This window comes from Methanobacteriaceae archaeon, assembly GCA_013403005.1.
Classification (GTDB): Archaea; Methanobacteriota; Methanobacteria; order Methanobacteriales; family Methanobacteriaceae; genus Methanobacterium.
On the sequence record JACBOA010000004.1, the window covers coordinates 63,638 to 84,527 of the forward strand.

Annotated in this window: 19 protein-coding genes and 2 tRNA genes; 18 read left to right on the forward strand and 3 right to left on the reverse strand. The window is 37.1% G+C overall.

Annotation, left to right across the window (positions count from 1 at the left end):
- Positions 1 to 180 precede the first annotated feature (180 nt).
- The 15 genes from HVN35_04380 (at position 181) to HVN35_04450 (ending at position 14,080) form a co-directional block, all read left to right on the forward strand.
- Positions 181 to 1,029, forward strand: a complete 849-nt coding sequence (locus tag HVN35_04380; GenBank protein NYB51781.1) for a bile acid:sodium symporter family protein — start codon at positions 181 to 183, stop codon at positions 1,027 to 1,029.
- Positions 1,030 to 1,749: 720 nt separating this feature from the next.
- Positions 1,750 to 3,501, forward strand: coding sequence for a glycosyltransferase (locus HVN35_04385; GenBank protein ID NYB51782.1), 1,752 nt, complete (start codon positions 1,750 to 1,752; stop codon positions 3,499 to 3,501).
- Between the two features lie 592 nt (positions 3,502 to 4,093).
- A complete protein-coding gene (locus tag HVN35_04390) occupies positions 4,094 to 4,888 on the forward strand; it encodes an acetoacetate decarboxylase family protein (GenBank protein ID NYB51783.1) in 795 nt (264 codons plus the stop codon).
- Between the two features lie 23 nt (positions 4,889 to 4,911).
- Entirely contained in the window at positions 4,912 to 5,748 is an 837-nt protein-coding gene (locus tag HVN35_04395; GenBank protein ID NYB51784.1) for an SDR family oxidoreductase, read from the forward strand.
- A 17-nt stretch (positions 5,749 to 5,765) separates the two neighbouring features.
- Positions 5,766 to 8,168, forward strand: coding sequence for a DUF362 domain-containing protein (locus HVN35_04400; protein NYB51785.1), 2,403 nt, complete (start codon positions 5,766 to 5,768; stop codon positions 8,166 to 8,168).
- A gap of 350 nt (positions 8,169 to 8,518) precedes the next feature.
- A complete protein-coding gene (locus HVN35_04405; GenBank protein ID NYB51786.1) occupies positions 8,519 to 8,803 on the forward strand; it encodes a winged helix-turn-helix transcriptional regulator in 285 nt (94 codons plus the stop codon).
- A gap of 39 nt (positions 8,804 to 8,842) precedes the next feature.
- On the forward strand, positions 8,843 to 9,175 hold the full coding sequence (locus HVN35_04410; protein ID NYB51787.1) for a hypothetical protein: 333 nt from the start codon (positions 8,843 to 8,845) through the stop codon (positions 9,173 to 9,175).
- 346 nt (positions 9,176 to 9,521) lie between these two features.
- On the forward strand, positions 9,522 to 10,358 hold the full coding sequence (locus HVN35_04415; GenBank protein ID NYB51788.1) for an isocitrate lyase/phosphoenolpyruvate mutase family protein: 837 nt from the start codon (positions 9,522 to 9,524) through the stop codon (positions 10,356 to 10,358).
- Positions 10,359 to 10,393: 35 nt separating this feature from the next.
- A complete protein-coding gene (locus HVN35_04420) occupies positions 10,394 to 11,086 on the forward strand; it encodes a RibD family protein (protein ID NYB51789.1) in 693 nt (230 codons plus the stop codon).
- A gap of 34 nt (positions 11,087 to 11,120) precedes the next feature.
- Positions 11,121 to 11,708, forward strand: coding sequence for a transglutaminase domain-containing protein (locus HVN35_04425; protein NYB51790.1), 588 nt, complete (start codon positions 11,121 to 11,123; stop codon positions 11,706 to 11,708).
- A gap of 77 nt (positions 11,709 to 11,785) precedes the next feature.
- A complete protein-coding gene (locus HVN35_04430; protein ID NYB51791.1) occupies positions 11,786 to 12,082 on the forward strand; it encodes a hypothetical protein in 297 nt (98 codons plus the stop codon).
- Between the two features lie 504 nt (positions 12,083 to 12,586).
- Positions 12,587 to 12,967 carry a DUF3221 domain-containing protein gene (locus tag HVN35_04435; protein NYB51792.1) on the forward strand — a complete coding sequence of 127 codons (381 nt, stop codon included), beginning with the start codon at positions 12,587 to 12,589 and terminating at the stop codon, positions 12,965 to 12,967.
- A gap of 116 nt (positions 12,968 to 13,083) precedes the next feature.
- Positions 13,084 to 13,155, forward strand: a tRNA-Cys gene (locus HVN35_04440).
- A gap of 40 nt (positions 13,156 to 13,195) precedes the next feature.
- Positions 13,196 to 13,348: transfer RNA gene (locus HVN35_04445), tRNA-Trp, on the forward strand.
- A gap of 111 nt (positions 13,349 to 13,459) precedes the next feature.
- Positions 13,460 to 14,080 (forward strand): MBL fold metallo-hydrolase, encoded by a 621-nt coding sequence (locus HVN35_04450; protein ID NYB51793.1) that lies wholly within the window; start codon positions 13,460 to 13,462, stop codon positions 14,078 to 14,080.
- Between the two features lie 106 nt (positions 14,081 to 14,186).
- Here the strand turns inward: HVN35_04450 and HVN35_04455 are convergent, their stop codons facing one another.
- The 3 genes from HVN35_04455 to HVN35_04465 all read right to left on the reverse strand — a co-directional run bounded on the left by HVN35_04455 (position 14,187) and on the right by HVN35_04465 (position 17,671).
- Positions 14,187 to 15,143, reverse strand: a complete 957-nt coding sequence (locus tag HVN35_04455) for a metal-dependent hydrolase (GenBank protein ID NYB51794.1) — start codon at positions 15,141 to 15,143, stop codon at positions 14,187 to 14,189.
- Positions 15,144 to 15,184: 41 nt separating this feature from the next.
- The gene (locus HVN35_04460) at positions 15,185 to 16,615 is read right to left on the reverse strand and encodes a TrkH family potassium uptake protein (GenBank protein ID NYB51795.1); all 1,431 of its coding nucleotides are present in this window, start codon (positions 16,613 to 16,615) and stop codon (positions 15,185 to 15,187) included.
- 270 nt (positions 16,616 to 16,885) lie between these two features.
- Entirely contained in the window at positions 16,886 to 17,671 is a 786-nt protein-coding gene (locus HVN35_04465; GenBank protein ID NYB51796.1) for a slipin family protein, read from the reverse strand.
- 354 nt (positions 17,672 to 18,025) lie between these two features.
- Between HVN35_04465 and HVN35_04470 the strand changes: the two genes are divergently transcribed.
- The 3 genes from HVN35_04470 (at position 18,026) to fhcD (ending at position 20,795) form a co-directional block, all read left to right on the forward strand.
- The gene (locus tag HVN35_04470; protein ID NYB51797.1) at positions 18,026 to 18,508 is read left to right on the forward strand and encodes a metallophosphoesterase; all 483 of its coding nucleotides are present in this window, start codon (positions 18,026 to 18,028) and stop codon (positions 18,506 to 18,508) included.
- 190 nt (positions 18,509 to 18,698) lie between these two features.
- Complete coding sequence (locus HVN35_04475) at positions 18,699 to 19,715, forward strand: UPF0104 family protein (GenBank protein ID NYB51798.1); 1,017 nt, start codon at positions 18,699 to 18,701, stop codon at positions 19,713 to 19,715.
- A gap of 186 nt (positions 19,716 to 19,901) precedes the next feature.
- Positions 19,902 to 20,795 carry a formylmethanofuran--tetrahydromethanopterin N-formyltransferase gene (fhcD, locus tag HVN35_04480; protein NYB51799.1) on the forward strand — a complete coding sequence of 298 codons (894 nt, stop codon included), beginning with the start codon at positions 19,902 to 19,904 and terminating at the stop codon, positions 20,793 to 20,795.
- Positions 20,796 to 20,890 lie beyond the last annotated feature (95 nt).

Sequence of the window (20,890 nt, forward strand, 5' to 3'; positions counted from 1 at the left end):
GGCTATTACTAGTAATGAACTCCATAAAAATGTAAAATATCATCCTCATGATGTGAAAGTGTCAGATATGATACTGTGATTAATATGGGAGTTTTTTTCCATCATATAAATTTTTCACGCATGCTACGTTTACCAGTTTCAATGATAAAATTAAACAGAAAAACAATGAGGTAAATTCAAATGGAAGTTATTCTTCAGCAGTTTGCTAATTTAAGTGTTTTAATATACATCGTAAGCACCATGTTATCTATGGGGCTTAGTTTTTACCCTAAACAATTTATAGAGCCGTTAAAAGATAAAAATCTTATATTAAAGTCTTTAGCCGCAAATTTCGTAATATTGCCAATCTTAACCTATATTATACTGCAGATAATTCCTCTCCAGCAAGGTCTTGCCATAGGCCTGATTTTAATGGCTGCAGGTGCAGGTTCACCTTTCATGCTGAAATTGGTTCAATTTACCAAGGCAGATATTGCCTTTGCAGTGGGATTGATGTTAATATTATCCATGGTCACGTTAATCTACATGCCACTGGTCCTTTCTATTCTTTTACCCGGCGTATCGGTGAATCCATTATCTATAGCAGTTTCCCTGCTGGTATTGATATTCATACCCTTAATTAGTGGAACGGTTATCAAATCACGGTATGATAAAATAGCTAAAACTATTCAACCAACTTTTAACCAGATATCTAACATATTCATCTTTACAGTAATAGTTCTTTACTTGATTCTAAACTACCAGGACTTTTTGGCAGTATTCGGTACTGGAGCATTGATAGCTGCTTTTGGTTTCGTATTAACTGCTTTTATAATCGGATACTTACTTGGCGGTCCTTCCCAGAATACAAAAACAGTGCTAGGTCTGGGTACTGCTATAAGAAACTCCTCTGCTGCTTTTGTGGTAGCTATAGCCAATTTCAGCTCGGAATATGATGTCATGGCCATGATAATAGTAGTTTACATGATCAGCATAATCATGATGATGATCATCTCCGGGGAAATTGGAAAAAGAAGCAAAGTTTCATAAACTTTTCATAAACTTCAGATAATTCTATTAATTTCATATTCTTAAGAAATAGGATTATTGACCTTATTTTAGGGGCTCTGTAAAATATTGGTGGGATTGATTTTTACATTTGTTAGATCCAACTGGTAAAAAGTCTATTAACATATAAAACAGGCAAATATCTTTTCTTTCATGAATAATCTCAAGTTTATTCAACATCTTAATTTAGAGTATTATTAGGAACTAGGAACCCTCAAGAGAGATCATACCAATTTTTTATGAAATGATCAACAAAAACTATGGTAACTCGTAAAGCTAAAAAAAGTTCAATAGGCTTTATTTAGTAATTAATACTTTTTAGACTATGGTATTTCCTGAATATCAGTGCTAAATTCATGGATATGTTATTTCATGTTACTGGATAGTCTTCTTTAGAATTTTTGTTGATAATAGAATCATCCAGTGGAAAAAAGCGGACTAGAAACAAGAAAGATCAAAAAAATTTTTCATAAGGTTTTGGATGTTTATTGCTATGATTAAAATCAGTCAAGAGTCTGTGATGACTTACACCAGTTGTGATGTAAGGGGTTATTAGTCAATGTATAGTATTCACTATACATTCAAACTATACATTTATATAGCAATTTATGTATAATTGTTTAGACAATACAATTTTTACTTAGCATAGCAACATGATCAGTGCTAGTTTTATTTCACGAATTAATATTACAGGTGTGCTGATTGGCCCTAGAGAAGTTTTTGAATAATGTTAACAGTTTTTGGCTGAGATGGAAGGTAAGTATAGGTGCTCTGGCAATCCTCTTTATGGTAGCTTTGTTGATTGCCCATACAATGATTAATTCCGATGTTATCTGGCTTCAAATTATATTATTTACATTTGGTTCTTATTATCTGTTAATTACCATTTCAAGTTTTTTCCATATAGAACATCCTAAAAAAAAGGATTTAAAACCTTTTGTAAGCATAATAGTACCTGCGCATAATGAAGAACATACTATTTCAGAGTCTGTCCAGTCTATATGCCAGATGGATTACTTTAAAGATGGGAAAAAGAACTTTGAACTGGTTGTGGTTGATGATGGATCAACAGATCAAACACCTCGAGTTCTAGAAAATCTTAAGCAATCTCTAAATTTTAAGTTAATTAGAAGAGAACCTCCCTTGTCAGGAAAAGGTAAAGGCGCAGCCCTAAATGCAGGGCTAAAGGTATGTCGGGGAGAATGTATTTTAGTTTTTGATGCCGATGCCATAGTTAAACCTGACTTCCTGTCATTGATGACCAAGTACTTTTCTGATCCAGAGGTAGTGGGAGTGCAAGCAAAGGTTCGAATGAAAAATCCATCTGTAAACCACCTCACATCACTCCAGGATGATGAATTCGCCACATTTAACAGAATTATACAGAAGGGCAGAACAGTTATAGATGGAGCAACTGCATTAGGTGGCAACGGACAGATGGTGAAAAGGAAAACCATAGAATCAGTAGGGGGCTGGAATGAGAAATCCATTACTGAAGATTTAGATCTTAGTGTAAGTGTATTGTTAGACCAGGGCACTATAAAGTACTGTGATCAGGCCATTGTATACCAGGAGGCAGTTCCTCACTGGAAAAACTTCCTAAAACAAAGAATCAGATGGGCGGAAGGACACCTTGAAACCATGATCAATTCTTCATGGAAAGTCCTGAAAACTCCAGGCATACCCCTGAGCCGCAGAATAGATTTTCTCTTCTACCTCGTGGGAATAAATATAGTATTTCTAATATTACTTAGCTATGTCTTGGGATTTATCCAGTTTTTGATAGGAGGATTCAAGTCATCCATACCAGAAATACTATGGATTTTCGCATCACTAGTCTTTTTCCCAACCATCATAACTGGTCTGTACTTTGAAGTAGATAAAAGACCGCATATAATTATTTACCGTAGCTTAAGGTTCTGGTTATTCTGCCTGCATTGGATCCCTGTATTTTTCGCTGCCCTCTATAGGGTAATAACCGTTCGAAACAAATTTTGGGTTAAAACTACCCATAAAGGATCAAATCTTATCTTAAAGTCTCCTAGAGAAATAAAATCCACCCTCAACAGTCCTATGATCTCATCTCAAAAAAATAAATCAATTCGTAATCTTTTAATTGTTGAGGACGAGATAATATTCGCCCAGGACTTGCAGATAACCTTGGAACAAATGGGATACAAAGTTTTGGGAATCACAACTTCTGCTGAGGATGCCCTTAAAAAAATTGCAATAAAAAAACCAGACTTAGTTTTAATGGATATCATCCTGCAAGGAAATATTGACGGAATTGATGCAACCCATGAGATATGGAAGCGTTTCAAAATACCAGTGGTCTACATAACTGCTCATTCAGATCAAAGAACTTTAGAAAGATTAAAAGCATCCCCCTATGCAGGGTTATTAATAAAACCCATAAATATCAGTTCTTTAACACAGATTCTAGAAAAAATATAGATTTCTAATTAGTAGAATTTGATTAACTTACTTTTTAGATTGGATCTCTGAGGGGGCATTGTATTGTAGGTGTTTTCCCTGTCATAAGCTTTTTTTTGTTTTCAATAGGGTTTGATCTGGTAAATTTTCAGGTAAAAATATTAAATTTATATAAAAAAGCTAATTTTTTAACCAGTAAGGCCTTTTGTGTGGGATAATTATCAATTATTATATTTAAAACCTTTTTTACTCATTAAACCTTTAATTTTCATATCTTTGCTCAAACATCAACCTATTTTTAATAATTCCAAATCTGCTTTTTCATGATCAATAATTTTATAATGGTATGTATCACTGGAATAGTATTAAAACATAATTTAAAGCCCTATACTGCTTTTAATATTTATATCTCTTTTCATAAGGTTGTTTTTTTATTATTAGGAATGCTTTCTAATAATCATTTTTGTTAAATTAAATTTTTCTTCTTTCATGACTTTGTTCATATGGGCGTTTATTTTTTCATGATTTACAATTAAGACAGCCTCTACTAGTTTCAAAAAAATTAAATAATATCAAATTAAATAAATATCTTAAAATTCATGGAGAAATGAAAATGTTCCAAACACAAGAAGGCTACACCTATCTGATGCCGGCTCATTTCGGTGGGGGTGAGTTTGATCCCGAGGCAAAACTCACCCAGAAAGCAACAGCACTGTCTATCAGTTATGAAACTAACCAGAAACTTCTTGAAAATTATATTCCTGAAGGATTTGAACTGCGGGCTCCTGAGATTCAGGTTGTTTTCAACAGGTTTACTGAGATCAACTGGATGCATGGTGGATACTATAATCTAATTGATGTGTCTGCACCGGTCAGATTTAATGGTAAGAAAGAACAAGTGGATGGAAACTATTCACTGGTGGTCTGGGAAAATAACACCACACCTATACTCGGAGGACGTGAACAAACAGGAATTCCCAAAATTTACGCGGATATAGAAGACCTGCATATTCTAAAACCTCACTATAGCACCACAGCCAGTTATGCTGGAAACACTTTTTTAAACATTAATTTTGAAGCCACCGATGAAATCACTGGAGAGGAATTAGAACAATACAAAGCGCAGTTTTCATCTTTAAACACCATTGGGTGGAGATATATTCCTAAAGTTGGAGTTCCCGGGGCTGAATTAAGTCAATTTATCCTTTATCCTCAGGGCATGGAAATGGAAACAGCGCAAAGGGGAAATGCCAGTCTAAAGTGGACTGAGATGACTCCAATGCAAAATCCTGCCCAGTCCCATATAATCAACAGTCTCGCTGCCCTACCTATAAAAAAGATAACTAATGCTATGTTCTCAGAGGGGAAGGCTATTCTTAGGGCGTTTGGTGCTAGAATCTTAGAATGAATGATAATTTAAGGAGTGGTATGATGAGTAATTCAGAATATTATAAGGATAAAATTTGTATTGTAACTGGGGGAAATTCAGGTATTGGGTACGCACTATGTGAGGAACTCTTAAAAAGAGGAGCAATTGTTTACATGGCAGGACGCAACCCTGAAAGGGTATCAAACGCCGCAGAACAGCTTTCAGAATATGGAGATCGGATTCACACAATTATAGTGGATGTAACAGTTCAAGAACAGGTGCAAAAAGCCATTGAAGATACTGTGGCAGAGGAAGGTCGGCTGGACATGTTATTCAACAATGCAGGGGTTGGCGGGACTCTGCCGTTTGAAAATGCTACCTTGGAAGATTGGAAAAATATCATTGACACCAATTTGTGGAGTGTTATTTACGGGGTCCATACAGCAGTGCCCATTATGCTGAAACAGGGATCTGGACACATCATCAACACCAGCTCAGCTGCAGGGATTATACCTTTCCCTTTCCAGGCGCTATATTCTCTTACAAAATTTGGGGTGACCGGCCTCACAGAATGTCTGAAATACGAGTATGCGGAAAAAGGACTCTATTTTTCGACCATATGCCCGTCTGATATAGCAACACCCATCTATAAAAAATCAATTGATGGGAAGATTCATGATGAAGCTAAGATCCCCGAAGACGCGTATCCTGTGGACAAAGCAGCAACATATATTTTAGATCAGGTATCCGAAAAAAAGGGAATAATTATAGTACCTGAGGAACCTACTACCCAAGGCTGGAGAAGTTATGTACAGGGTAAAGAGGAAGCAGAAAAAATTTTACTGCAAATGGCCCATGACCGTAGAGAATCCTACGAAAAGCGAGGAACTTACTTCTAAGATTTAACGGTGATTTCATGGTTGTAGTTGAACATTATGGGAAAGGAAATCTTGTAGATTCAGATCTGGGGAAGAAAAATACTGATTCACAAGGATCACCCGTTTGCGGTGCCAGAATGGATGCTCTAGAGGGTTATACAGAAATTCCAGAATTGCTTCAAAGGTTTATTAACCATGATGATCAATCTGCCTGGGCAACAATTGTTAAAAAAATCGACTACATTTATGACCATGTTGATTACTCCCTGAGTTCCCTTGATATGGAGACGGATTTCGTCTCAGAAATACAATCACAGATAAAATCAGGTAAAAAATTGTTGTTTAAGCCTAACCTGGTTGGTCCTCAGGTTATTGATCAGGATACGCATGGTGAAGATCTGGGCGCTCCTGTATGTACGGACTGGTCAGTGATTGCTGCCTTGATGAGATGGTTCCACGACAAATTAAACATTGATTACTACCAGATGGCTTTAGGTGAAGCCTCCACCTCTTCACTTCTTATTGGAAAGGTATATAGTCTTAAATCAGGAAAAACGGTAACCACCGAAGCAGTTTTTGAAGGCAGATGTGGAGATTTTTATGGAGGTTGGGGTTTCTATTTTGTCCGCAAATACCTTAAAGAGCATCATCCCTCCTCTCATACTGATGATCCTATGAATGGCTATGAAGATAGTATAAAAGGCAGATATCTTGAACCTGGTAAAGCCCAGGATCGGCTGATGGTCTATGATCTAAACAAAGTGGGGGAAGATCCATCCAGGGGGAGAACAGTGCCTGTTCCTGGAGGAGAGAATTTCAAGAATATCACATTGCATAAAGCAGTTGTTGGGGGCGATCCTCAAAATACTGATGATATAAAAGATTACCCTGGATGTGTTTTGATAAATGTTCCTAAAATGAAAATCCATGCCCAGGACCTTATCACAAACGCCATCAAAAACCTGGGTATAGGCCTTTATCCAACTGAATGTCCTTCAAGCTCAATTAAAAGCAGTAATTCATGGGAATATGCAATGCCTGCCACAGAGAATCCAACTTTTAAAGGTAAACTACCACATATGCCATGGGTAGCGGAAATAGATGAAGATACTAACTTACCCATTATGGATGAAAATGGAGCATACCTAGTTACCAAAACCGGGGGAATGAAAGCAACCCAGGCGGATGTAATCAAAGCAGTGCAAAACCAGGGAGTTTTCATGGTACATGTTTCTGATTGCCTGCACATGATCAATCTTAACCATAATCCAGAGGGTATTGCAGTTAGAATCCCTGAAGGATATATCTGGTCTTCCCTAGATTGTGTTGCATTGGATCTTTTATGTGCACGGTACTGCTTCAAAACAGTTCCCATGTCTGAAGGAATAAAACTCAAAGAAGAAAATAACTGGAATACTGAGTTCGTTCGACACGTTCCAGTGGCTAAAATAGATGGAAAAAACATAAAAACTGAAGAAGGACTTGATTCACCACTTTTCAGGTATAATCTCTATGAATATGCTGAAAAAAGAGGAATAGGACAGCAAAAATACTTTGTTACCGGTTGGGATAGTGTGACCAGCACTCCCTTAACTTCAATGGCCGGTCATCTGGGCAGAATTGAGAATGAAAAATTCGTTGAACTAATGACTAAAACCATGTACTATAATCCCAGTTGCATGCTATGGGATATGCAAAAAACTATTTTAAGCTATGCAGAAGCAAACGATCAATTAACAGGAACCTCAATTTTCAAAGAATTCATGGATGGTTTTGACGAAAACCATGATGGGATTATTGATTATGATGAGAATGGACGGAAAGGTATTTGGACTCCAGGATTCAGCATAATGTCCTATGCATTGCATATGATGATTACAGAAGATTTTGGAGCTATTAAAGGGCCTTTTTATCAGAATGCGAATTTCTATCTTAAAAATGGAAATGCAAAATGGAATCCCCAGGGACATGATTTTGCCCAGGAATACGTGCAAGTAGGAATTGCTACCATGGCCTATGAAATGTCAAAATCCGAAACCCAAAGTGAAGATCCATTTGTATCAGGCATGAAATGGGGAAATGGCTTGTGGCCGAGCTGGGAGCTTGCAAAACATACCATGTTATCCAGTTCCATATATGGTGCCTCAACCCCAGATAAAATCACCATCAACTCCCTTTATGGGCTGGCATTCAGTTATGCAGATAAAACTGGAAATGAAGGCTTATACACTGGGAGTGTTGATCAGGGTGAATCTGATCCGGAAGCCTTAAATGCATACTTTAATGCAGTTTCTAAAGGAGCAGATCTTTTAGATTTTATTCTATATGTTCCCCAGGGATGGGGGAGCCTTGGAAATGCTAAAATTCCTAATGTAGAAGAAACCAGTGATCCAGACAAAATATTCACGGCTCATTTTAACCAAGGTCAGGAAGTATGGTAAAAAAATGAATACAATTGAACACAATTATCTATAAATTCTAACTGTTAAAATCCCTAAGGTTATAATAAACAAGGAATCAATAGGATTATGGACTGAAAACTTATAATAAGCCAAAAAAGGTTTAAAAATCACGAAAAATCTGATATATCCTTAAAATTGTGCTGTTGATTTTTAGGAGTTTTTATCCTTCTATTTTTCTTTATTTTTAATTAAGCGGTTTTAGTTTAAAACCTGCCTTGGATAGTGTTTATTTATTTTAATATCAAAGGTTATTATAGTAAATGAATTCATATTCATTGCATTATTACATTGCATTATTATTGCTAGTATCAATCTAATATGGTGATCCTATGAGAAAGCTGCTTTGGTGGTTAATAGCTGGTTCATCTGGTGGGCCTAATCGTGCCCGAATAATCCGAGCATTAAACCAAAGACCCTATAATGCTAATCAGCTTTCAGAGGCCTTAAATTTGAATTATAAGACTATAAGACATCACATTAAGGTCTTAGAAGAGAATAATATTATAACCTCTGCGGGCAAGCAGAAGTATGGTGAAATGTACTTTTTAACGGATAAAATGGAAGAAAATTACGAAACATTTCAGGAGATATGGGAAGAAATAAATATAAATTAAAAAATTTCCTCTGATTAGGAAGTATAAAGGGGTTAAAGCATGGTACTAGCAGAATATGGTCAGTTTGGTGGTTTGGTAATATTTGTGGCGGTTGCAGTTGGAATTTTAAATGTTTGCCTGCTAATGGGGTTATTATATCTTTACTGGGGAACCTACCGTCAGGTTAAATCCAAATTCACCATAGGATTGCTCTATTTTTCCACTTTTCTATTATTTCAGAACATCTTATCTACTATCTTCCTGGCGTTACCTCTATTTGGACAGGTTGAAATTTACGGTCCAGAGATAGGTGGGCCCAGATTACCACTATTTTTAATAAACATAGTGCAGTTAATCGCCCTTTCTATACTCTTCAAAATAACCCGAGAATAAAATTCTCTATGAATGGGTAAATATTAAAGGTGAATATTAATGTCTTTGTTAAATTAAAATCCTTTATCTAACACTCCGGCTGAAACTGAAAGGAAGATAAGAGTTTTCGGGGACCCACTGGATAGAATATGGCAAGATTGTGTTCTTGATTTTTGTGTAATCGAGAATTTCTACCGTAAAATGTTCAGAGTGGTTGTTTTTAGCACATAGAAGAATGCGAAGCATGGTTAGAAGAGGTTAAAGAAACAATCAACCATTATTTCAAAGAAAAGTTTGAAATTAATTATTTACATTTCATGAATGTGAACCAGATAAAAGATTACTAAATAGTTTTGGGGGCGAAATATTGAACAAAAGCAAGTTATTAAGAGATTTAATTTTAGATAAAGAAACCCTAATCATGCCCAATGCCTATGATCCTATAAGTGCCATGATGATCGAGAAATCAGGGTTTAAAGCGGTTCAATGTTCCGGTTACAGCTTTTCTATTCGTGCTGGTTACTCAAAGGAGAGCGATGTAACTCTGGAAGAGAACCTGGATTGGACCCGTCGAATAGTAAATGCAGTGGATGTGCCAGTGATGGCGGATGCTGAAGATGGATATGGTGATGCTGAAACTATCATAGAAACCGTTCAAAGGTTTATGGATACAGGGGTAGCGGGAATGAATATTGAAGACCAGATAATGGGAGGATCAGGCCCTTTGCAGATTCTCGATGAGGAACTGATGGTGGAGAAGATCATGGTGGCCAGGGAAACTGCTATAGCCGAAGGAAACCCTGATCTGGTTATAAACGGCCGCACTGATGCATTGAAATCTACTCCTGACCGGGATGAATCTTTGAATCTTGCCATTGAACGAGCCAATGCTTATCTTGATGCAGGTGCTACCCTTGCATTCATAACTTATACTGCAACATTGGACGAAGCAATGACTATTACCCGGGAAGTCAAAGGTCCTGTAACTATTGCCGCGGGAATGCCCTATAACATCCAGAACTTCAGTATTTCGGATTTGGAAAAAATTGGTGTGGCCAGGATTAGTTTACCCACCTTACTTATGTATTCCAGTTTAAAAGCCATGGAAAAATCTCTTTCGCACGTCCATGAAGATAACATGGGTGAAATGCTGGAAGAAGATGATTTATTTTCCACTGATAATTTGAATAATTTGTTAAATTAATAAATAAAATCAAATGATGAAAATGGGGGGCTTTAATGATACCATGGGTTATTTTATATAATGCAATGAGTTTAGATGGTAGAATCACAGGTTTCAATGCAGATGTGGAATTATACTATGAATTAGCAACTGAATTGGATGTTGATGCAGTTTTAATGGGTAGCAATACTGTTTTAACCGGGTTCGGTGTCAAAGCTGGTGAAACTGTAGAAGAAGCTGAAGATGCCTTCAAACCTAGAAAGAAGGATGCTGCAGATGACCGGCCGTTGCTGGTGGTTCCAGATAGTCGGGGAAAGATTCGTATCTGGAGCGAACTTTTAAAAATGCCATATATCAAGGATGTGCTGGTTTTATGCAGCCGTTCCACTCCTTCAGAGTATCTGGATTTTCTGGATGAGCGTTATATTGATTATTTGGTGGTGGGATATCAGCGGGTTGATTTGGAAGCTGCCCTGGATGAACTTAACACCAATTTTGGGGTGAAAAAGTTAAGGGTTGACAGTGGTGGGATTCTTAATGGTGCTCTGTTGAGGGAGGGTTTGGCTGATGAAGTACATCTATTGATCCATCCTGAGTTGGTAGGTGGCACAACACCCAATTCAATTTTCCAGGCACCGGATCTGGAGGAGAATGATGTTCCGATTAAGTTATATTTGGATAATATGGAAAAAGTAAAGGGTGATATCATATATTTGAAGTATAAGGTCTTTAATGAAAAGTTAAAATAATTAAAGAATATAATATGCTTAATATGGGGTTCAAATGCTTAATTTAATACAAAAAGATGATTTAAAAGAGTATACGCGATCTTCTAAATGGTTAGACTATGAAAATCCTGAAATACAGAAAAAAGCCCTGGAACTATCCTCGGATTTAGATAGGCTGGAAATGGTGAAAACTATTTACCACTATGTTCGGGATGAGATAGATCATTCCATGGACTCCGGACAGGATGTGGTAACATTCAAGGCTTCAGAGGTCTTAAAAGAAGGTCATGGCACATGTTTCGCTAAATCTAACTTATTAGCCGCTCTTTTAAGGTTTATGGAAATTCCGACTGGATTTTGCTACCAAAGATTGGTTCATGAAGATGGATATCTAGTTCATGGCCTAAACGCAGTTTTTATCAGGGAAAAATGGGTTCGAATAGATGCTCGGGGAAACTATAAGGGTATTGATGCCCAGTTTTCCATGGATAAAGAGAAATTAGCTTTTCCTATTCAGGATGACGGAGAAGAAGATTATCCTTATATTTACAGCATTCCTGATAGCAGGGTTACAAAAGTAATGGTCAGTTCCAAAAGTGTTGAAGACGCCTATAAAAATATTCCAACAGTCTTGACTTTTTAGTTGGCTGATTATGAATCATTCAGCTATAATATTATTCAGATTATTCAGGTTCATCGTCAGATTATTGATAGGCATTTATTGCCCAAATTTTCAGGGAATTTACCAATGTTGGAATCAGCAACAGTAATTTAAAACCAGAAGATGCAGAGGAAATGGTAATAAAAACACTTTATGGGACTGCTAAACTTCTATGTGAAGGAAATATGGGTTTTGATGAACTAATTAAGAGAGTAGCTACTAAGGGGGGCATAACTCAGGAGGGGATTAAAGTTCTGGAGATGAGAACACCTCTGGTGTTTGATGAACTTTTTAAAGCAACCGCTGGAAAAAATGAATACATAAAACGGACCTTGAATGAGGAATGGGTCAATTAATTACCATTGGTAGCTATTTTTGATATTAAAGAATCTAAAATTCCGATTTTTCACAAAATAAATTAAAAATTATTCTTTATCTCAGTGTCCTATGGCAGTTTTATAAAGGGCGTAAATTATCACCAGATATGCAACGGATCTTATGATAAGGATGGAAATATTGAGCTTTTCACCCCAAGAATAATTTCTAAATGAGCTATACCAAATAAACCAAATTTATTGCTACTTAAATGGCGATTAGGCTGTTTTTTCGCGGTATTTTCCTAACCTAAACCAGCTATTCATTATGCAGAAAAACAGGTTTAGAATAGTTACCGGATCAAGGACATTTGCCACTATCAAACACCCAATGTAGCTATTTTTATATCAAGTTATGTTGAATAGTTTGTTTATAACCTAGGAAGAAGATGTAAAGCAACAAACCATTTATAGTAGTATTAACTAATACATCTCCTAGAACTGGAATAAGGTGCCAGTAATTATCAAAGAATAGGATTTGAGAAGATGAAAGTCATAACCTTGTTTGCAATATTGGTGGTGTTGATGATGGGTGTTGTATATGGGGTTATGTTTGCAACTGGGGAAGAAAAGGCAGACATGAATGGTGTAATAATTGGAGTTTGCCAGGCCAATCCTCAAAATGAAAATAACACATTTAATGCAATTTTAGTGGAGGGAACAGTTGCTGGTAACAGCCAAACACACAATTTATCTGTTAGAATAAATAATGACACAGTTATTCTTAAAAAGGATGGGAATAAACGTGAAAATGCATCTTTCACTGACCTCAAGTCAGGGGGAAAAGTAGCAGTCATGTTCACCGGACCATTCATAAAATCATATCCTCCTCAGACTACAGCTAAACAAATAATCATTCTTCAATAGCTTAAATCTAATTTTAAGTTTTAAAAACATTCATTAACGCAATTGAAGTTATTTTAACAGGTTAATTTTTTCTTCCGTAAGGTTTAAATATTAACAGTGCGCAACGTAACTAATGAGCCAAGGTAGCTTAGAGGCGAAGCGGTGGACTGCAGATCCATTACACGGGAGTTCAAATCTCTCCCTTGGCTTTAAATCATTAAAAAGGTCATTATGAATGGCTATTTGTCAGGGGTCATAGTGTAACCAGGCTATCATCTGGGACTCCAGTTGTCTTTGAGGAAACGCGCGCTCTGACGTTATGGTATTCAATCGGATGATGATCGATTGGAGTACTGAGACAAGAGAAATCCTAGGATCTGGGTTCAAATCCCGGTGACCCCATTACTTCTTATTTTATATGGAACGATTTTTTTTAGATTTAAGGTAACATTCAATAATTATAAAATAATTATAATGTATAAAAAAGGTTTAATCCAATAGGATGGATGTATTTTGATAAAAATGGGCGATGTTATTGTAATTGAGGGGATGGGATACGATTCTAATGTTTACATCTTTGAGGACATCATAGTGGATACAGGAACCGGTCAGAACATGGATTACATCGAGAAATCCATTAAAGAAGCAGGCAGCAGTGTGGATGATCTTTCACTCATTGTGAACACTCATAATCATTATGATCACATCGGAGGAAATCAATACCTGGATCTGGATGTGTCCATGCACACTATTGATGCAGTGGCAATTGAACGAGGTGATCAGGACGCCATACTGGCCCATATGTTCGGAAGATCCATAGAAAAAATGGAAGTGACTCATAAACTGGATGAAGGCGATAAGATACACGACTTCGAAGTTTTACTAACACCAGGCCATACCTCTGGAAGCATATGTCTATACAATGGTGAAACTCTCATCTCAGGGGACACAGTTTTTTCAGGTGGAGGTTTCGGCAGAGTGGATCTGGGTGGTAGTATGGATGAAATGAGGAAATCCTTGGAAAGATTGAGTAAACTGGACATCAAATATTTACTTCCAGGGCACGGTCCTGCAGTTAACCATGGATCGAGGCATGTTAAACTGGCTTATGAGATTTCTAAAGGATATTATTAGTAAAAAATGTATTCTGAAGGTTTTTTCCTTAAGTATTTCTAGTACGGGTATAAATATCCTTAAAATAAATATCCTTAAAACTTCAAATTCAATATAGTTTCATTTTTTATATCTGATTTTCAGATACCAGCACGTTTAACTCCTTTATTCCATAATGAAATCCAATAAAGTCATAATAGGTTATATTCCATCCTCCCTCCATTTTGGTTACATTGATTGCAGTATATGGTGACGTCCATTTGAATTTCACAACTTCTGGGAGGTTATCCGCATATTTCATGGCTTTTTTTGCTGATTCATAGCTCCCATTGTTGATGGTGAGATTATTCAATTCCCTCCAATTAGAGGACTTCTTTTCCAGGGTATTATAGGTGAAAACCTGGTATCTGCCATTTCCATCACTTTCTACCATAGTCCAGGTGAAAATATCAGGGGTGGGATAGGCAGTTATATGGGTGTAACTGTTGCTGATGCTCTGGCTCTGAAGGGCATCCATTTTTTCGCAGGCTCTAATACCTCCCAATGAAATTAACATTATCATAAATGCAGCTAGGGCAATCTTTTTATATTTAAAATCTATGCGGAGGTAAAGTATCACCAGAACTGCCAGGGCCACTATGGTTGTGGCCATATCGGTGTAGTAGTATAGGTTGGCAGAAAACCGAGTAAGAGAAAATGGGAATAGGAGTGGTATTCCTCCAGTGGTTAAAAAGTCCAGGGAAAGATGGGTTAAAACTCCAAAGTATGCTAATCCTAAACTGCGCAAGTTAAATTCTACCTTAACATTTCTTTTTAACACATAATTTATCAGACCATGTACCTTTGGCCTTGAAATTATGAAAATAAAAATAATTGCAGTTATAAATCCGAAGATGAAACTGTGGGTTATTCCCCGGTGGGTGAAAATAAATAGTTCGGGGGCAAGAAATCCTATTGCGAAGATTATAAAATCAAAATCAACAGATATACCTCCGAAAGCGCCTGATAACCTATCTTTTGTGTCTTTGAATTTTAAAAAGACTAAAATGGCAAAGGGAACAATGAAGTGGGTAAATAGATCCATGTGAAAACTTCTTTTTAACTGATTATCACTATATTAAATGTTTATCCCTTTAAAGCATCCCATAAACCTTTAAACAAGACTAATGCCGGTATAATTTCAAGTCTGCCTATCCACATATTGAATATTAGGAATATTTCCGCCACATCAGGCATATTGGCCCCTACAATTCCCATGGAAAGCCCTACATTTCCCTGGGCCGAGGCCACTTCAAAGAGTGAATTGATTCCTCCGTAGCCATACTGCATTAACACTATCCAGCTAATGAATATAAAGAAAAGGTAAATAAAGGTGTAACTTCCTGCTTCTCTAATCTCAACATCTCCTACGGGTCTTCCACTGATTTTGCGAGGAATCACAGATCCCTGGGGGGATAATATCCTCTTAATCTCCCAGTACAATCCTTTAAAAAGGGTCACCACCCTTATGAGCTTTATGGCTCCGGTGGTGGAACCTGCGGACATACCAATGATCATGGCTACTATGATAATCCCCTTAGCATAGTCAGACCAGTTGATCATGGTGCTGACAGGCTGAATACTGGATCCAGTACAACTGAGAGCAGAAACAACAAAGAAAACAGAATCCATAGAGGCAAACTTAGCATTTACTACCAGAAGAATATAAAACACGCTTATTATAATGATCATGGCTTGAAACTGGATATCATGGAAAACATCGATGGCACGTCCCTTTAAAGCTTTGTAATGAACCAGGAAGCTGGTACCTCCAATAATCATCAGTACCATGGTGATGATGTAAATGGCGGTGCTGTTATAGGCACCAATGTTGTTATTTTTAATGGACATTCCACCGGTGGAAAGGTTGGTAAATGTATTGTTTATAGCATCAAAAAGGTTCATTCCGGCTAAAACGTAAAGAAAAATCCCCACAATTGTGTATAAAAGATATATCCACCAGATGGTCTTAACAGTACTGGCTATACTGGGTTTAATCTTTTCCTCACGTGCTTCAGATTTGTATAAACGTGCCGCGGCAGTTCCTGGCCGGATTAAAATTCCAATTACAACAATGACAACTCCTAGACCTCCCACCCACTGTTCAAGGCTTCTTAAAAATAGTATAGATTTGGGTAAGATTTCAACATCAGTATATATGCTGAGACCACTACCACTCCAGGCAGACATACTTTCAAAATAAGCGTTTAAAAAATCTACATTTGTACCATAAATTAAACAGAAGCTTCCAATGAGCGCAGCCCATAACCAAGCTATGGAAGCAATTATCATACCATGTTTAAGTTTTAATTGACTGTAGTCTGAGGGTAAACGTCTTAGAATAGAACCCAAAGCAATCGAAAACGCTCCAAAAACTATAAACTCAATGAAATTAGCTTCCTGATATATAATGGCAATTATTAGCGGTATTAATACCACTGCACCTATGCCTTGCATTATTATGCCCAGAGGATTGGCTATCAACATTAAATCTTTCTTGCCAAGATAATTTCTCATATAATCAGAAGATAATCAACCTCATATATAAATCTCACTAGGGACTCATTAAAGAATTATTTGCCATATTAATCTTCTAATATTTAAACAAAGTATTTAATGTACTCTGTGATAGTTTAAAAACATTAAATCAATTTATATAAAAAAAAGATTTAATACCTGGCTAATATTAACAATTTGATATAACTTTAGAAAAGGAATATATGAGGAGTTTAAAGACCTAAATTAAATTAAAGGTCCATAAAACTCCTTAAATATCATTAAACTAGTTTATTTTTCCTTTTTGTCTAAAATTTCCAGTTCAGACCCCAGGAAGTCTTTAATATCTCGAATACTATTGAGTAGTTGTGCGGGGAATACAATGGTGGAGTTTTTCTCTGCAGCGATGTTACTTAAGACTTGCATGATCCTGAGTTGTAGAGCTACCGGATGTTCAGTGATGATGTCTGCAGCCTCTCCCAGTTTACCCGCAGCAAGGTATTCTCCTTCAGCAGATATGATTTTGGCCCTTTTCTCTCGTTCAGCCTCAGCTTGCAGTGCAATTGCTCTTTGCATGCTATCAGGTAGTTTAATATCCTTAATTTCAACGGTGGTGACTTTTATTCCCCATGGTTCGCTGTGTCCATCTATAATTTCCTGAATCTTGGTGTTAACTTTGGGGGTCTCGGATAGAACTTCGTCAAGGGTGAACTGTCCTACAACACTTCTTACAGTGGTCTGGGAAATCTGGTTAACTGCCCTATTGTAATTTTCGATTTCCACCACCGCCCGGTAAGCATCCACAACTTTAAAGTAGGCTACCGCAGCAACGTCGATGGTGACATTGTCCTGGGTTATAATCTTCTGAGCCGGGATGGGCATGGTAACTATCCGTAGGGATGGCTTTACCATCCTGTCAACCAGGGGGATGATTAAGCGTAATCCTGGTTCTTTAACCCCAATTACCTTCCCCAGTCTAAAAACAACTCCTCTTTCATACTGATTAACGATTCTTATGGAAAGTCCAAGTATAATCAGCACCACAACTGCGATAATAAGTAAAGTAAATAAATCCATCTTTGGAACCTCCTTAATTGAATTGGAAAATTATTCCCACAACAAATCCTTGTAATAATATGGGGCATACTGCTTAATAAAATCATAGGAAGCATTTTAAGACAAATTTTGGGAAATAAAATCCCTGATAGAGCCATAAAATTTACAGCTAAACAATTTAAACATTTTATCCAATGAATATAACATTATTATGTAATTCAAAATCTATTCAAACTTAAATCATAGTTCATAAATTCAAATAATAGTTTAAAACAGGTTATTTTCCTATTAAATTCACTTATGTTGGAAAGTTTATATTCCTTTAGAATCTTATATTAGCATGAGGCTGATTTTAGTTTTTGAGGTGCAAATGATATGATAGGCTTAATGTCCGATAGCCACGACCACATGGATGCAATCAGAAGAGCAGTGAAAGTTTTTAACAGAACTGGAGTTGACTTGGTGATCCATGCCGGGGATCTGATATCACCTTTCACTGCCAATGAATTTAAAAATCTCCAATCTCCGCTGGAGGCTATTTATGGTAATAATGATGGAGAAAGGCGCGGATTACAGTTGGCATTCCAAGAATTATGTGTATTGGAAGATTTCAAAGAATTAGAAGTTAATGGGAAAAAGATGGCCCTGATACACGGAACAACAGAAGCCGTTGTGGATGCTCTTAAATACAGTGGCAAATATCATGTGGTGATCAGGGGACACACCCATAAAATGGATATTAGAGAAGGAAAAACAATGGTCATCAACCCCGGGGAGACATGTGGCTACTTATCTGGTAAAAAGACAGTAGTACTTCTGGATGAGGAGGATTTAAGTTGGGAAGTGGTTAATCTTTAACCAAGACATGTTTTTTTATCTTTTAAAATTATAATTGATTTTAAGTTTTGATTGGACATTTTAGGCATCTCCAGTACATTATTGAAAATTACATTAGAAAATTTAATATTATTCCCATTACTCAGTATAAAGAGCCATAATCAGTGCCGATAATTATCTCAAGTTAGGTTTAAAGGGTTGCAGATTTATCATGAAACATAAGACTCTTATTTTAATGTTGGCAGGTTTAGGGGTTCTGGTAGCTATGGTGCTCTTCATCGGACCTCATAAGATTGAAAATGCAATTAAACTGGCTAACCCCTGGTATCTGGCCCTTGCGGTTCTAATACAACTGGCTATATATGGTATGTGGACTGAAAGATGGGCTTTAACCACCTCTTCCCTGGGAATATCTGTTAAACGAAGGCATCTTTTGCCTATGCTTATGGTGGGTCTGGCCATCAACAACCTCACACCCAGTGGTAGGGGTGGAGGAGAACCAGTCAGAGCATACATCCTGGGAAAATATTCACGTTCACCTACTGAAAACGCTTTTGCAACAGTCATAGCGGATAGGGGTCTTGATACTTTTCCTTTCATAGCTTTAGCTGTAATAACTATAATTGCCGCTGTTTTGTACCTGAATCTGCCTCAATGGATGGTCCTGCTCCTGGTGATAGGTCTTATAGTTTTAATTGTGATTTTCTGCCTGGCCCTTTACATGTCAATTAACCGTGAATTCGGAGACAGGGTTATCAGGTTTCTTTTACGAATTTTAAAAAAGATTTCACAGAAACAACATGAAAAAATCGAACAAAGGGCCATAAATGCTGTTGAAGGGTTTCAAAATAGTATGAAAGTCATGTTAAGTGATCGGAAAGTATTTTTATATGGGATACCCCTCTCTTTTTTCATTTGGGCTCTTGAAATCCTCAGAGTCTACCTAGTTTTCGTTGCACTTAATATTAATGTTCCTCTGGAAATTATTGCTGCAGTTTTTGTTATTTCAACATTAATAGGGATGATACCCTTACTACCAGGAGGACTGGGGGCAGTGGATGGTATGATGATACTCCTCTACTCCTATGCAGGTATACCTCCATCAGTGAGTGCAGCTGCTACTATAGTGGAGAGGTTGATATCATTCTGGATGACATCTATTCTGGGGGTGGCTGTCCTACCCTACTTTGGTGCAGATGCAGTGGAGAAACTTTCCAAAAAACTTTAGAAAATATCCTGGGAGTTAATGGAATTAGACCTTAAATTTTTTCAGAGCTATTAAACTGATTTTTTGAGGTTTCATGGCAATTTGAAACATATATTGGTTTAAAAATCTATAAATCGTCTCCAATACCCTAAGAACAAATGGAAAAATATATAAAACCTCCAACACTAGATCAAGTCGGTGATTATCATGGAAATAAACGGAGTGGAAATAGAAAACACTTTTGCAGAAGCATTCGGTATACAAGTATCCCGACTGCTGGTAACCGCAGCAACCAAAAAACTGGCAAAAATCGCTGCAACAGAAGCTACAGGATACGGAACATCAGTTATTGGCTGCCCTGCAGAGGCAGGCATAGACTGTTATGTCCCACCAGAAAAAACCCCAGACGGCAGACCTGGTTACATTATCATGATCTGCAACATGGACAAGAAGAAACTGGACCACGAATTATTAGAAAGAGTTGGAATGTGTATCCTAACTGCAGCTACCACTGCAGTCTTTGATGCCATGGAAGACCCCGATGAGAAGATGACCACGGGTAAGAAACTCAAGTTCTACGGAGACGGTTACGAGAAAAAAACAGAAATCGATGGAAGAACCATACATTCCATCCCACTTATGGCAGGAGACTTCTTGGTTGAAGAAGAACTAGGGGTAAAGTCTGGTGTTGCAGGCGGAAATCTATTTATAATGGCTGATACTCCTGCATCCGGATTAATAGCTGCAGAAGCAGTAGTAGATGCCATTGAATCTGTTCCTGGAACTATTACACCCTTCCCTGGGGGAATCGTAGCTTCAGGTTCCAAAGTGGGCTCCAACAAGTACAAATTCCTGGGTGCATCCACCAACGAAAAAATGTGCGTAACCCTTAAAGACGAAGTTGAAGACACACAAATCCCTGCAGAAGTCAATGGAGTTTTCGAAATCGTTATTGATGGTGTCAGTGAAGAAGCAGTTAAAGCAGCCATGAAAGCAGGTATAGAAGCAGCAGTACGGGTCCCCGGTGTTTTAAAAATTAGTGCAGGTAACTTCGGAGGAAACCTGGGTGCATACAAACTAAATCTGCATGATCTATTTTAAAGATAAAGATGGATTTTAAGGTTCTCAACTACCTTAATTTCTCTTTTTTTAAATAATTTTTTCTAAAATATCCTATTTATTCTATTATATTTTAT

Bases quoted from the DNA above. Each gene is read 5' to 3' on its own strand.
- HVN35_04390 (NYB51783.1), top strand. From the start codon at position 4,094: ATGTTCCAAACACAAGAAGGCTACACCTATCTGATGCCGGCTCATTTC.
- HVN35_04470 (NYB51797.1), top strand. From the start codon at position 18,026: ATGATAGGCTTAATGTCCGATAGCCACGACCACATGGATGCAATCAGA.
- HVN35_04420 (NYB51789.1), top strand. From the start codon at position 10,394: ATGATACCATGGGTTATTTTATATAATGCAATGAGTTTAGATGGTAGA.
- HVN35_04410 (NYB51787.1), top strand. From the start codon at position 8,843: ATGGTACTAGCAGAATATGGTCAGTTTGGTGGTTTGGTAATATTTGTG.
- HVN35_04475 (NYB51798.1), top strand. From the start codon at position 18,699: ATGAAACATAAGACTCTTATTTTAATGTTGGCAGGTTTAGGGGTTCTG.
- HVN35_04400 (NYB51785.1), top strand. From the start codon at position 5,766: ATGGTTGTAGTTGAACATTATGGGAAAGGAAATCTTGTAGATTCAGAT.
- HVN35_04395 (NYB51784.1), top strand. From the start codon at position 4,912: ATGAGTAATTCAGAATATTATAAGGATAAAATTTGTATTGTAACTGGG.
- HVN35_04455 (NYB51794.1), bottom strand. From the start codon at position 15,143: ATGGATCTATTTACCCACTTCATTGTTCCCTTTGCCATTTTAGTCTTT.
- HVN35_04405 (NYB51786.1), top strand. From the start codon at position 8,519: ATGAGAAAGCTGCTTTGGTGGTTAATAGCTGGTTCATCTGGTGGGCCT.
- HVN35_04435 (NYB51792.1), top strand. From the start codon at position 12,587: ATGAAAGTCATAACCTTGTTTGCAATATTGGTGGTGTTGATGATGGGT.
- HVN35_04380 (NYB51781.1), top strand. From the start codon at position 181: ATGGAAGTTATTCTTCAGCAGTTTGCTAATTTAAGTGTTTTAATATAC.
- fhcD (NYB51799.1), top strand. From the start codon at position 19,902: ATGGAAATAAACGGAGTGGAAATAGAAAACACTTTTGCAGAAGCATTC.
- HVN35_04425 (NYB51790.1), top strand. From the start codon at position 11,121: ATGCTTAATTTAATACAAAAAGATGATTTAAAAGAGTATACGCGATCT.
- HVN35_04465 (NYB51796.1), bottom strand. From the start codon at position 17,671: ATGGATTTATTTACTTTACTTATTATCGCAGTTGTGGTGCTGATTATA.
- HVN35_04460 (NYB51795.1), bottom strand. From the start codon at position 16,615: ATGAGAAATTATCTTGGCAAGAAAGATTTAATGTTGATAGCCAATCCT.